Source organism: Phyllobacterium sp. SYP-B3895 (genome assembly GCF_009647635.1).
Lineage (GTDB): Bacteria > Pseudomonadota > Alphaproteobacteria > Rhizobiales > Rhizobiaceae > Phyllobacterium > Phyllobacterium pellucidum.
In genome coordinates this window covers 1,215,392-1,227,884 of the sequence record NZ_WJIG01000001.1, presented here as the reverse complement: position 1 = coordinate 1,227,884, position 12,493 = coordinate 1,215,392, and the positions used below count along the sequence as shown (strand labels likewise).

13 protein-coding genes are annotated in these 12,493 nt (G+C 58.3%); 8 read left to right on the top strand and 5 right to left on the bottom strand.

The window, feature by feature from the left end; genetic code table 11:
- The first annotated feature begins 322 nt into the window (after positions 1-322).
- Positions 323-1,330, top strand: coding sequence for a class I SAM-dependent methyltransferase (locus tag GF108_RS05945; RefSeq protein WP_153667199.1), 1,008 nt, complete (start codon positions 323-325; stop codon positions 1,328-1,330).
- 169 nt (positions 1,331-1,499) lie between these two features.
- On the opposite strand, the gene GF108_RS05940 is transcribed toward GF108_RS05945, so the two are convergent.
- The 3 genes from GF108_RS05940 to GF108_RS05930 form a co-directional block, all read right to left on the bottom strand.
- A complete protein-coding gene (locus GF108_RS05940; protein WP_153667198.1) occupies positions 1,500-2,516 on the bottom strand; it encodes a zinc-dependent alcohol dehydrogenase family protein in 1,017 nt (338 codons plus the stop codon).
- A 168-nt stretch (positions 2,517-2,684) separates the two neighbouring features.
- On the bottom strand, positions 2,685-3,665 hold the full coding sequence (locus tag GF108_RS05935) for an aldo/keto reductase (RefSeq protein ID WP_153667197.1): 981 nt from the start codon (positions 3,663-3,665) through the stop codon (positions 2,685-2,687).
- Positions 3,666-3,716: 51 nt separating this feature from the next.
- Positions 3,717-4,130, bottom strand: coding sequence for a cupin domain-containing protein (locus GF108_RS05930; RefSeq protein WP_153667196.1), 414 nt, complete (start codon positions 4,128-4,130; stop codon positions 3,717-3,719).
- Positions 4,131-4,243: 113 nt separating this feature from the next.
- On the opposite strand from GF108_RS05930, the gene GF108_RS05925 reads away from it, so the two are divergent.
- The gene (locus GF108_RS05925) at positions 4,244-5,137 is read left to right on the top strand and encodes a LysR family transcriptional regulator (protein ID WP_153667195.1); all 894 of its coding nucleotides are present in this window, start codon (positions 4,244-4,246) and stop codon (positions 5,135-5,137) included.
- A 77-nt stretch (positions 5,138-5,214) separates the two neighbouring features.
- On the opposite strand, the gene GF108_RS05920 is transcribed toward GF108_RS05925, so the two are convergent.
- Positions 5,215-5,613, bottom strand: a complete 399-nt coding sequence (locus GF108_RS05920) for a hypothetical protein (protein ID WP_153667194.1) — start codon at positions 5,611-5,613, stop codon at positions 5,215-5,217.
- Between the two features lie 222 nt (positions 5,614-5,835).
- Here GF108_RS05920 and GF108_RS05915 point away from each other — a divergent pair, with 222 nt between their 5' ends.
- The 3 genes from GF108_RS05915 (at position 5,836) to GF108_RS05905 (ending at position 8,379) form a co-directional block, all read left to right on the top strand.
- The gene (locus tag GF108_RS05915; RefSeq protein ID WP_153667193.1) at positions 5,836-6,309 is read left to right on the top strand and encodes a low affinity iron permease family protein; all 474 of its coding nucleotides are present in this window, start codon (positions 5,836-5,838) and stop codon (positions 6,307-6,309) included.
- Positions 6,310-6,456: 147 nt separating this feature from the next.
- Positions 6,457-6,606, top strand: coding sequence for a DUF1127 domain-containing protein (locus tag GF108_RS05910; RefSeq protein ID WP_081815820.1), 150 nt, complete (start codon positions 6,457-6,459; stop codon positions 6,604-6,606).
- A gap of 207 nt (positions 6,607-6,813) precedes the next feature.
- Positions 6,814-8,379: a VOC family protein gene (locus tag GF108_RS05905; RefSeq protein ID WP_153667192.1), complete on the top strand. Its 1,566-nt coding sequence runs from the start codon at positions 6,814-6,816 to the stop codon at positions 8,377-8,379.
- A gap of 18 nt (positions 8,380-8,397) precedes the next feature.
- Here the strand turns inward: GF108_RS05905 and GF108_RS05900 are convergent, their stop codons facing one another.
- Positions 8,398-9,351 (bottom strand): ring-cleaving dioxygenase, encoded by a 954-nt coding sequence (locus GF108_RS05900; protein ID WP_153667191.1) that lies wholly within the window; start codon positions 9,349-9,351, stop codon positions 8,398-8,400.
- 165 nt (positions 9,352-9,516) lie between these two features.
- On the opposite strand from GF108_RS05900, the gene GF108_RS05895 reads away from it, so the two are divergent.
- From GF108_RS05895 to GF108_RS05885, 3 genes are all read left to right on the top strand, one after another.
- Positions 9,517-10,458 carry a LysR family transcriptional regulator gene (locus tag GF108_RS05895; RefSeq protein ID WP_153667190.1) on the top strand — a complete coding sequence of 314 codons (942 nt, stop codon included), beginning with the start codon at positions 9,517-9,519 and terminating at the stop codon, positions 10,456-10,458.
- 204 nt (positions 10,459-10,662) lie between these two features.
- Positions 10,663-10,938 (top strand): HU family DNA-binding protein, encoded by a 276-nt coding sequence (locus tag GF108_RS05890; protein ID WP_027231303.1) that lies wholly within the window; start codon positions 10,663-10,665, stop codon positions 10,936-10,938.
- 292 nt (positions 10,939-11,230) lie between these two features.
- The gene (locus GF108_RS05885) at positions 11,231-12,490 is read left to right on the top strand and encodes a murein L,D-transpeptidase family protein (protein ID WP_153667189.1); all 1,260 of its coding nucleotides are present in this window, start codon (positions 11,231-11,233) and stop codon (positions 12,488-12,490) included.
- The last annotated feature ends 3 nt before the right edge of the window (positions 12,491-12,493 follow it).

Genomic DNA, 12,493 nt, shown 5'->3' with positions numbered 1-12,493 from the left:
TGGTTTAACGGCTGCTACACCAAGGTTTAACTGACCTCTTCCCGCGGAACCACGTCGATTTCGTGAAAAGTCCGTCCCTTTGGGACACTTTCGGTAAGGTATGAATTTTAGAAAACGCGTTAGATTTCGGCTTCGACTACAATGCACGTTGAATACAACTTTAAGTTATCATAGACGTTGGCGATTCCGACAGGCAAACTAGGGGAAAATGTAGGTGTCCCAATCTGAAACACCGGAGACGGTAATCTTCGGCACATGCCTCCCTGCAAGCGTCTATCTGTGGGATCGTTTTCAACCAACCCTAGAGACGGGACTTGCATGAATGAGTGTTGAGCTTAGGAAAGAGCGTCAAATATCGGTAGTCGACAAATATCGTGGAGCACTCGACTGTGTCAGCCCCGCTTCATTTTGGACCGTCGACAATCTCGTCCGCGAATCTGCGTGGAAAGAACATGCGCCATTTGCATATTGGCTCGTGGAATCCCAAGAACCTCGCACATTTGTGGAACTGGGAACGCACGGTGGCTTTTCTTATTTTGCCTTTTGCCAAGCGATTAAAAAATTGGCCCTCGAGACAAAGTGCTATGCAATTGATACTTGGAGAGGAGATGAACACTCCGGCCTTTATGACGACGATGTTCATGATTCTGTAAAATCTTACAACGACGCACACTATTCTGGTTTTTCTAACCTGATCCGAATGACATTTGAGGAAGCACGACACCAATTCGCTGATGGTTCCGTAGACCTGTTACACATAGATGGGCGTCACTTCTACGACGACGTTAAGAGTGATTTTGAAACCTGGCTTCCCAAGCTATCGGAGCGGGCAATCGTGCTTTTTCACGACACCGAGGTTCGAGAGCGCGGGTTCGGTGTTTTCAAGTTATGGGAGGAAATACGTGACTTGTATCCATCGTTCGAGTTTCAGCATGGCCATGGCTTGGGCGTTCTAGCAGTCGGACCCAAAATACCGAAAGCCGTCGCTCCTCTATTCGAAGCTTCGAATTCACACGAAACAGTCGTCGCCATTCGATCGGCGTACGCTCGACTAGGTTCGACGATCAGCTTGGAGGCCAAAGATGCCACCCAGCAAGACGAACTCAGCCGGATGACCGCAGAAAACGATGCGCTTGGGAAGGCGCTCGGTGAAAGCAGAGAACAAGTGCAAGGCCTCGTTTCAAACGCCGCGGCGCTCGAGCGAACGATAGAACAATTGCAATTGGACAGAGCAAGGCAAGACGGCGAACTACGAGAATTACGGAATTCAACGTCTTGGAAACTGACGGCGCCTCTTAGATTTGTCGGACGCCTGATCGGTCGCGGTTAGTGAAGCGCTCTCTTCGAAGGCAATAAAGACTGACTTGCCGCCGAGCTTGGAGACGCAGGTGTCGCGCACGCGATCCTGGAAAGGCCGTACAAGCCTTCCTTGAAACGCGCGAGCCACCGCCTGCTGATTACAACTGGGCCGGCGAGCCTCAAAGGTAACGACGACAAGGTTAGACGCGGAGCATCGTCTTGATTGCCCGGCGTTCGTCCATGGCCTTGTAGCCTTCCGCGACATCGGCAAGGGGAAGCGTCAAGTCAAACACCTTGCCGGGATTGATCTTGCGGGTGAGCACGAGGTCCATCAGGTGCGGCAGGAAGCGGCGGACCGGGGCCGGCCCCCCGAGCATTCCGACCTGCGCGAAGAACAGCGATTGACCGTCAAACTGCACGCCGTGCGGCACGCCGACATAGCCGATCATCGAGCCGGGGCGCGCAACCTGCAGCGCCTGGGTCATGGACTCCTGTGTTCCGACACATTCGAGGACAGAATCGGCGCCAACCTTTTTGGTGAGCTGCTTGATCCGCGCAATGCCTTCCTCGCCGCGCTCCGATACAATGTCGGTCGCGCCATATTCGAGGGCGAGGTCCTGGCGCGTCTTGTGGCGGCTCATGATGATGATGCGACCGGCTTCCATTTGCTTTGCGGCCAGCACGCCCATCAATCCGACAGCACCGTCGCCGACGACCACCACCGTCGATCCCGGCTGCACGCGCGCCGCATCCGCAGCGTACCAGCCAGTTCCGAGCACATCCGAAACCGCGAGCAGGCTTGGGATCAGGTCTTCCTCCGGCTGCGTCTCAGTGGCGACGAGCGTGCCGTCGGCAAGCGGGACGCGTGCATTGGGCGACTGCGCGCCAGTCATGAACTCGCGCTGCTCGCAGGACGACTGAAAGCCGAACCGGCAGTGCGGGCAGGTGTTGTCGGAGATTACGAACGAGCCGACGACAAACTGGCCAGGCCTGACGGTCTTCACATCGCTACCGACCTCGACCACCACGCCGCAATATTCATGGCCCATCGCCAGCGGCGCCGTCACCTCGTTGGCACCGCGATAGGGCCACAGGTCCGAACCGCAGACGCAGCTGGCCGAAAGCTTGATGATGGCGTCGGTGGGCTTTTCGATTTTGGGCTCCGGCCGTTCCTCGAAGCGAACGTCGCCAGGGCCGTAGAGCATCGTTCCAAACATGACGTGTCCTTTCGTCTACTCTTGTTCTGAGGGTACTCCATCACCATGCGAATGTCAGGCGAAAGCCTCTAAAGCAGGCGACTTGCCTAAACACGGCTGGCCCGCGGACTTTCACGGCGGGCGGGCCATCGACACACCCGCCTTCAAATTGCTTGCGGAGCCCGTCCGTCATCGATCGATCCGCGCCTGGTTCTGCGGTGAATAGCGTTCGCCGGTGATCGCGATGCCGGAAAGGGCGTCATCGATGGCAGCAAGCTCGGCGGGGGAAAGCGTGATGGCGGCAGCGCCGCGATTCTCCTCAACACGGGCCAGCTTTGTCGTGCCGGGAATGGGCACGATCCATGGCGCTTGCGAAAGCACCCAGGCAAGCGCGAGCTGGGCTGGCGTCACCTTCTTTTCGCGGGCGATGGTGGCAAACGCCTCGGCAAAGACGTGATTTGCGGCAAGATTGTCAGGTGCAAAACGCGGCACCGTGCTGCGGAAATCGTCTTTCCCGAATGTCGTGTCCTTGGCAACAGTGCCGGTCAGGAAGCCCTTGCCGAGGGGGCTGAACGGCACAAAGCCAATGCCAAGCTCTTCGAGAACCGGAAGTATCTGATCCTCTGGCTCACGCCACCACAGCGAATACTCGCTCTGCAGCGCCGCAACCGGCAAAACGGAATGCGCTCGACGGATGTTTTTGACACCCGCTTCCGACAGACCAAAATGAAGAACCTTGCCTTCCGCTATCAGTTCCTTGACCGTACCGGCGACGTCCTCCATTGGCACATTGGGATCGACGCGGTGTTGATAGAGCAGGTCAATGCGGTCGGTTTTCAGGCGCTTGAGCGATCCTTCGACGGCAGCGCGAATGTACTGGGGCTGGCTGTTCATCGCACCGCCCCCGGCAATGTCGAAACCGAACTTCGTGGCGAGGACGACCTGATCGCGGATGGGGATCAACGCTTCTCCAACAACTTCTTCGTTTTTGTAAGGACCGTAGACTTCAGCCGTATCGAAGAAGGTGATGCCGCGCTCAAAGGCTCCGCGGATCAGCGTAACGGCTTCAGGCAACGCCAGCGGCGCACCGTATGACTGGCTGATGCCCATGCAGCCAAGACCGATTGCCGAGACCTCAAGGCCGCTTTTTCCCAAAATCCGTTTTTGCATGTTTCTATCCTTCTTGCTTGTTGTTTGGGCCACTGAACACAATGACCTTGCTCATTGCCGCGCTCCCTCGCCCGCGCCGTATTCCGCGTCGGTAACGTGTTGCAGCCAGTCGACGGCCTTGCCATCCAGGGATTCCTGCACAGCGATGTGGGTCATCGCGGTATCGGAGGCCGCGCCGTGCCAGTGCTTTTCGCCGGGGGCAAAGCGCACGACATCGCCAGGGCGGATGTCTTCGATCGGCCCGCCTTCGCGCTGGACCCGCCCGTATCCGGCAGTAACGATCAACATCTGGCCGAGCGGGTGGGTATGCCACGCGGTGCGGGCGCCAGGCTCGAATGTTACGGCATTGGCTGCAGCCCTTGAGGGATCTGCGACAGAGAAGAGCGGGTCCACGCGCACCGTGCCCGTGAACCAGTCGCTTGGTCCTTTGGCAGAGGGCTGCATTCCGGCGCGGATGATTTCCATAATGGCTCCTTGCGCCGGGGAAGGTGATCCCAACGCTCCACAACCAAATAGTCCTCACGGAATTTTTCAACTAGATGATATTATCCGCATGTCCTTATGAATGAGATTCAGTAATGCAGAAGCCTGATTTCAACGACCTTATTGCATTCAGGGCGGTTGCCCGCGAAGGCAGCTTCACGCGGGCGGCGGCGCAACTCGGCCTGTCGCCGTCGGCCCTCAGCCACACCATTCGCCGTCTCGAGACAGTGCTTGATGTGCGCCTGCTGGCCCGGACCACGAGAAGCGTGGCCCTTACCGACGCGGGCGAGCGTTTGCTGCATGAAATAGGCCATCACCTCGACGATATCGACCGCGCGGTCGAAACGCTGATGGCCACGCGCGACAGGCCGACGGGCACGCTGCGCATTAATGCGGGTGAGCATGCCGTCCGCTCCGTGCTGTGGCCGAAGCTCGACCGCTTTCTGCGCCACTACCCCGACATCAAGGTCGAAGTCGATATCGACAACGGCTATACCGACATCGTGGCGGGGCGATACGACGCCGGTGTCCGGCTGGGGCAGGAAGTAGCCGCCGATATGATAGCAGTCCGAATCGGCCCCGACTGGCGCATGGCGGTGGTGGCGGTGCCCGATTATTTCCGGGAGCATGGCGTGCCTAGATCACCCCACGACCTCACCCGGCACCGTTGCATCAACCTGAGACTGGCGACATATGGCGGCTTTTACGCCTGGGAGTTCGAGCGCGATGGGGAGCCGCTTAAGGTCCGGGTGGACGGGCAGCTCGCATTTAACAGCAGCCTGCCGATATTGACGGCTGCCCTGGCCGGGCAGGGACTAGCCTTCATTCCGGAAGACATGGCTGCCACCCATATCGCCGAAGGACGGCTGCAGCGCGTACTGACCCCGTGGTGCGCGCCATTCACGGGCTACCATCTCTACTACCCCTCGCGCAGGCAATCATCGCCGGCTTTCCAGCTGCTTCTGGACGCGCTCAGGTTCAAGCCTTGATCAATATACATCGAGTGTAAACTTCGCGGAAGGCGGCCGACTTACCTCCAGGTCAACGGCGGATGCGAGGAGGGCGTTTACCCTGAAATGTCGAAAGTGATGCTGTAGCGGCACGCGGCTGTAGGCTGTGCCTCGCTCATGAAGGCGACCTTGACCAGATACTGGCCGGACGGCGGTAACTTGCCCATGTAACCGTCGCCGATAGCCCTGGCTTCGACCACCGCACCATCGCTCTCGGGATCGTAGACGTTGAACGTGCAGCTCTCATTGTCAGACCTGAATGCGATCGACATTTCCTGGCCGGGCTTGGCCTCAATAATATAGGTGGTGGTTTCAGGCCCGCGAATATCACCCGACATGGTCGTCGAGCGCATGCCAAGGCGAAATTTGACCAGGTAGGATTGGCTGTCGGCCAGTCCGCTGCCGGCGCAAGCAACACAGGCTGAGTATGCAAGAATGAACAATCGTGTCTTCATGTTCGTCTCATTCAAGCGAGAATGCCGCAATGCTAGCAGCTTTCCGTTAATGGAAAAGTGCTGCACAGGCCCTGCCATCGACAAAATACACTAAAAAGATTGCCTTGAGTTGCGGCGCATCGGCAATGAGCCCTTCGCTGCCCCAGGCCTGTGGAACAAATTTTACAGGCCGCTGTTATGGATAGCCGGCGCTCAATGCCGGCTCGCAACGGAGGCACCGCCATGTTCGGGAAGCTATTCAACACCATCGCGAATAAGGTCGCGTTTGCCGCCGGCAAGCCGGTAACATTCATTCTTTGCTGCGTCGTGGTGGTCGTCTGGGGGATCAGCGGCCCTATATTCGGCTTTTCCGATACATGGCAGCTCATTATCAATACAGGTACGACGATTATAACCTTCCTGATGGTGTTCCTCATTCAGAACACCCAGAACCGGGACGGCATCGCCATTCAGGCGAAGCTTGACGAACTCGTCCGGGTCACCGAGGCGAAAAATGCCTTTATCGGCATCGAGCACCTGACCGAAGACGAAGTCGAAAAATTCCGCCGCCAATGCGAAGCTGCAGCCAAAAAGGCCGACAAGGAGATCGAGGAACTTAAGAAAACCGAGACCCAAAAACGCTCGCAGGGCAAGACCGCGGCCAAGCCCGCAACTGGTCGCGCCCGCACCTCCCGCTCTGCCGCAGCGGCACGCTGACATTGCTTTTATTGTGCAATGCAACCTATGATTTGTTGCATTGCAGCTATGCAAAACTGTCACTCCAAGTTCCTCACCGCCTTGCCTATATCACCGTCAACGATCGGAAAATGATCCAACAAACAAGAAGTTACATAGGTGAGTGAAATGAACTTGATCCGCTCTTACAATAACTGGCGCCGCTATCGTGACACCGTCACGGAACTGAGCCGCCTTTCTGCCCGCGAACTGAACGACCTTGGCATCTCCCGCGGCGATATCGCCTTCGTTGCCAAGCGTGCAGCTTCGGCTCGCTAATAGAATACAACTTGCGTCCGGAGCACTCCTCCTCCCAAGCTTCGGACGTATAAAGACCGGCACTCCTCCTCCCAGCCGGTCTCTACAAATAGCACCCACCGCTCCTCCCGCGGTGGGTGTTGTTTTTTGTGCCTCTGCATCCCTCATCTTCAGATTGTTCGCTCGATGCTTTCCCTGTAACGCTCTGCCGACCATGAGGAGGCGAATATGACGGGCGGAATTCACCACATCACGCTGATTACCCGCAAGGTTCAGGCAAATGTCGACTTCTATGTCGGTTTCCTCGGGCTGCGGCTGGTCAAACAGACCGGCGGGTTCGAAGACGCGACCCAGTTGCATCTGCTGTATGGCGATGCGACCGGAACGCCCGGATCGCTCATAACCTTCCTCGTCTGGGAAGACGGCTCGCCCGGACGCGTCGGCTATGGGCAGCCCAGCGAAATCGCGCTTGCCATCGCACCGGAAAGCATCGGCTTCTGGCTGACCCGGGCCCTCCAGTTCAACATACCGACCTCGGGTCCGGCGCAGGAGTTCGGTGAACCCGTGCTGCGGCTCAAGGATCCCGATGGCGTTATCGTCAAGCTCGTCGGCACCGATGCTGTCGCTGCCGGCGATGCCTGGGCCATGGATGGGATACCCTCGCCTGACGCGATACGCCGAATCCGAGGAACGACCATCCTCACCGAGCAGCCGCAAGCCACTCGTGCCTTTCTGGAAGATTATTTCGGCTACGCGGCAACGGGTGAAAACGAAACAATCACGCGCATGGTGGCGGGTAGTGGCGATTGCGTCGATGTCCGCGATGCTTCCGGTTTCTGGAGTTCGGCGCCCGGCACCGGCACGATCGACCATATTGCCTTTCGTTCCCCCGGCATTCCCGAAGTTACGGCCATATTCGATCGTCTCGTTGCAAGCGGCGCCGATGCCACCGCCATGCACGACCGCAAATATTTCTCTTCGATCTATGTGCGCGAACCGGGCGGCTCGCTGTTGGAACTCGCGACCGACGGCCCGGGCATGTTGATCGACGAGGCGAAGGACGAGCTCGGCTCGACACTGTTCATTCCGCCGCATTTTGCGAAAGAGGCGCAGAACCTCAAAGTGATGCTGCCGCAGTTCAGCATGCCGAACGAGTGGCGGTTCATCTACCGCGAGCTACCCTTTGTGCACCGCATCTTTACGCCGGAAGAAGCCGATGGACGCACTCTCGTGCTCCTGCACGGAACTGGCGGCAATGAGGCGAGCCTCATGCCGCTCGCAGCATTGGCGGCACCACGCGCAACGCTGATGGGCGTACGCGGCCGCAGCACCGAAGAAGGTAGCGCGCGTTGGTTCCGGCGGTTTGCGCCGCTCACATTCGACCAGAAGGACATAGGCTTCGAGGCGAATGCCTTTGCTGCCTTTATCGAGGGCGGGGTCGAAGCCTATGGGCTGGACCTTACAAGAACGGTCTTCCTCGGCTATTCGAACGGTGGAAATCTGCTTGCGGCGATGATGCAGCTACATCCGCATCTCGTGCGCAACGCAATATTCCTGCGGGCAACGAAGGTGCTCGATGAGACCCCGCAATCCGACCTTTCGGATGCGCGCATCCTGTTCGTCACCGGCAATCACGATCTCTTCGGCGCCCATGCGCCGGCACTGGAGGCGGAACTTCGGCAGGCCGGGGCCGATGTGACTTCATTGAGCGTGCCGGCCGGGCATGAAACCGGCGATCATGACATCGAGGTGATCCGCCAATGGCTGGCGGAAACGGAAACGGGGCAGAACTGATCTGCCCCGTTTTGAATTTTATGCGAGAGGCTTGAGGCCCGCTTCGATCGATGCGCGTTTCGGTTCGAGGAACGGCGGCAAGGACAGGCTCTCGCCGAGCGTTTCCATCGGTTCGTCCACTGCAAAGCCCGGTGTGTCCGTAGCGATCTCAAACAGGATACCGTTCGGCTCGCGGAAGTAGAGCGAGCGGAAGTAATAGCGTTCGACCTCGCCGCTTGACGGCATGCGGAAGCCCTTCAGCCGTTCGGTCCATTCATGCAGCGCTGCCACGTCCGGAACGCGGAACGCGACATGGTGAACCGCGCCCGCACCCTGCCGGGCGACGGCAAGATCCGGCTGCACAGCGACATGGAGTTCGGCGGCAGGTCCGCCCTCGCCCATGGCAAAGACGTGGACATGCCCTACGCCGTCCGGCGAAGCATAGTCGCTAACCTTGCGCATGTTCATCACATGCAAGAGGATCGCCTCGGTATTGGTGATGTCAGGCACGCTCAGCGTAATCGGCCCGAGCCCGCGAATCTGGTGTTCGGCCGGAACCGGGCTCTTCTCCCATGGATGCGACGGAGTAGCGCCGCCATCGTTGACTAGGCGGAAACGCTGGCCTTCGCCATCCTCGAAATCGAGTGAATCATAGCCGCCGACGACAGCGATCTCGCCGGCCTTGACGCCGAGTTTGTCAAAGCGCTCCTTCCACCAGGAAAGGCTTTCCTTGCTGCCGACACGCAATCCGGTGCGTGCGATGCTGTGCGTGCCGCGCCGTTCCGGACCGACAGGCCAATCGAAGAATGTGAGATCGGAGCCAGGCGTTGCCTCGCCGTCGGCGTAGAACAGGTGGTAAGCGCTGGTATCGTCCTGGTTGACGGTCTTCTTGACGAGGCGAAGGCCGAGCGTCTGCGTATAGAAGCGCAGGTTCTCAGGTGCATTTGCGGTAATGGCAGTCAGATGATGAATGCCTGTGAGTTGCAAGGTCATTGAAGCCTCCTGGATGAAAATTGCGGCCCGTTTGCCGTTGCGCTCAATATCTGTCCTTGCCCTCACCTGATAAAGGGCCAATCTGCGCAACCCATGTTCGCTTGTATCGAACAAAAGCAATCAAATCCGCTTCCCCCACAGCCGACTGTCCGGTAAATTGCAACCATGAAATGGCGTTTCGACGATCTTCTCACCTTTCTCGACGTAATGGAAACGGGTAGCATCACTGCGACCGCCGCTCGCCTCAACCTGTCAAAATCCGTCGTTAGCAAACGTATCACCGAACTTGAAGGGGCTCTTGGCATCGAGCTTTTCCAGCGTTCGCCGCGCAAGCTTGTCGCATCCGGAAGTGCCCTGGATTTTGTCGAGCGTGTGCGGCCGCTGGTGCGAGAACTGATCGAGGCGGCCGATCGGGTCGGCGAGCGGCACAGTGCCATCCGGGGGACGCTGCGCATTGCGGCGCCCATGACCTTCGGCACGCTCTATCTCGGGCGCATGATTGCCGATTTCGCCCGCCAGTACCCCGAACTTGAAGTGGCGGTGGAATTCGACGATCGCATGGTCGATCTCGGTCGCGGTGGTTTTGACGTCGGCATTCGTATCGGCATCTTGAAGGATTCGAGCCTCATTGCCCGCAAGCTCTGCACCGATGCGCGCGTCATCTGCTGCAGTCCGGATTTTGCGGCGGCCAACGGGCTGCCGAAATCCCTGGACGATCTCGGCAATTTCGCCTGCATCGACTATTCCAATGTAAATACCAGCCAGCTCTGGCAATTCGAAAACCCCGGCCAACCATCAGATCCGATTTCGGTCGCCATGCATGGGCGCATCGTTGCCAATAATGGTGAGGCGATGCGCGATATGGCGATTGCCGGGCTTGGTCTCGTCCTGCTGCCGATGTTCATTGCGGCCGAAGCGCTGCGTGCCGGCACGCTCATTCCGGTGCTGCCGCAGGCAAAGCCCCTCCCTTACAGGATCCATGCCGTCTACCCGCCGACCCGTCATGTCTCGGCGAAGGTCCGCGCCTTCGTCGATCATCTGGTGCGCCATATCGGTGATCCGCCTATATGGCAGATGACCGATGTTCTACGCGAGGAGCCCGCCTGAATTAGCCTCGGCTTGCGCGAATCACCTCTTGGGGTTTTTCCGCCGCCTTGGCGGCCTTGCCCGCCTTTCGTAGCCGGTTTCGCAAAAAACCCTGTAAACACTGGGTATAAACCGGCATTTTGGGCGCTATTGCTGATGACAGGGCGGGAATCGCATGCCATACAGACCCCTCCGATCAACGAATTTACTGAGGAAACCGCCAACATGAATACCTCCGATCTTGTAGAGAAGCTGGTTGCTGATCAGGGTCTTACAAAAGTTCAGTCCAAGGCGATTGTTGACAGCGTTCTTAAGGGTATCACCGATTCCGTCGTAGCTGGCGATGAAGTATCGCTGCCGGGCTTCGGCAAGTTCAAGGTTCAGTCGCGCGCTGCTCGCGAAGGCCGTAACCCTGCAACTGGCGCTACGATCAAAATCGCAGCTTCGAAGAAAGTCGCGTTCCAGCCTGCAAAGGCATTGAAGGACGCGCTGAACGGCTAATCCCGTTCACGATCGACTTCAAAAAGGGCGGCGCTGTTGTGCCGCCTTTTTCATTTGTGGCAGCCTTGAGTAACCTTTCGTTCACCACAGATACGTTCTCCTTGCCAACCGCCAAGCGTTTGCCATAAAACCGCCCTGTCTTGGTCGCAGATCACGATTGCATGATTGAGCAATTTGCATAGTTGCGGTAAGGCTTTATCAACCATAACCGATGCATGCATGTGCTGTGGGTAAGGATCCGCGTGATTTGGGTCCAGGCAATGACACTGACAACAAACTGAAACAGCTTGCGATGAAACTATCGACACGAATCCTTGTGCCCCTCGCGCTCACCGCATTTCTTGCGGCGTGCCAGGGATCATCCGTCGAGGACATTGTCCCGAACGGCGCGTCGACGCAGCTGCCTGCGAAAATGATCGAGAGCATGAAGTCGAAAGGCATCAGCCTGACCGCGCCTGTCATGTTCCGCATTTTCAAGGAAGAGAATGTCCTTGAGGTCTGGAAGCGCAAGGATAATGGCCGCTACGACATGGTCACCAGCTACCAGATCTGCAAATGGTCCGGAAAGCTCGGGCCTAAATTCATCGAAGGTGATCGCCAGGCGCCTGAAGGCTTCTATGCGGTGCGGCCGGCGCAGATGAACCCGAAATCGAGCTACTACCTCTCTTTCAACACCGGTTTTCCCAACGCGCTCGATCGCTCCCTTGGACGCACCGGCGCGAATCTGATGGTCCATGGTTCGTGCTCGTCGTCGGGTTGCTATTCGATGACCGACGCGCAGGTCGCCCAGATTTACGCCTTTGCCCGCGACGCCTTCAAGGGCGGCCAGGACTCGATCCAGCTCGAGGCCTTCCCCTTCCGCATGACCGCGGCCAATATGGCGCGCTACAAGGATGATCCGAACTATGCCTTCTGGAAGAACCTGAAGGAAGGCTACGACCATTTCGAAATCACCAAGGTGCCGCCGAAGGTCGATGTCTGTGAGAAGAAATATGTCTTCAATCACACCAGCGATCCGAACGCTCCTATCGCCGCAACGAGCGCCTGCCCACCGTCCGATCAGCCCGATTCGCTGAAGATGGCCTATCAGTCCTATCAGAGCACCTACGATTCGGCGTTTTCGTCGATGGTAAGCAAGGGCCGCGTCCAGCCGCCCGCACGCTCGATCCAGGGCATCGCTGAAGCAAAGATCATCGCCGACTGGAGCTCTCGTCGCGCCCGCGGTGAACGCGTTACAATGGACCCGCCGTCGCTCTCGCCGCAGGACAAGGACAAGGCTTCGAAGCCGCAGGTCATGGTACGCCTCGCATCCGCCGTCGCCGCCGACAAGGCCAAGGAAGAGCGCGAGGCCGCTAAGCGCACGCGCATGTCGAAGGTTCAACTGCCTTCCGCTTCGATGTCCGTCGCCTCCAACGCGGCGTCCCCTGCCGTCTCGGCGCAGGCGACCCCGCAGACCACCGGCGCAATCGATACCGCCCCGGCAGCCGCGCCTGTCGAACAGCCTGCGGCAGCACCTGCCAAGAAGGCCTGGTGGAAAATTATCGGTAACTAGGGA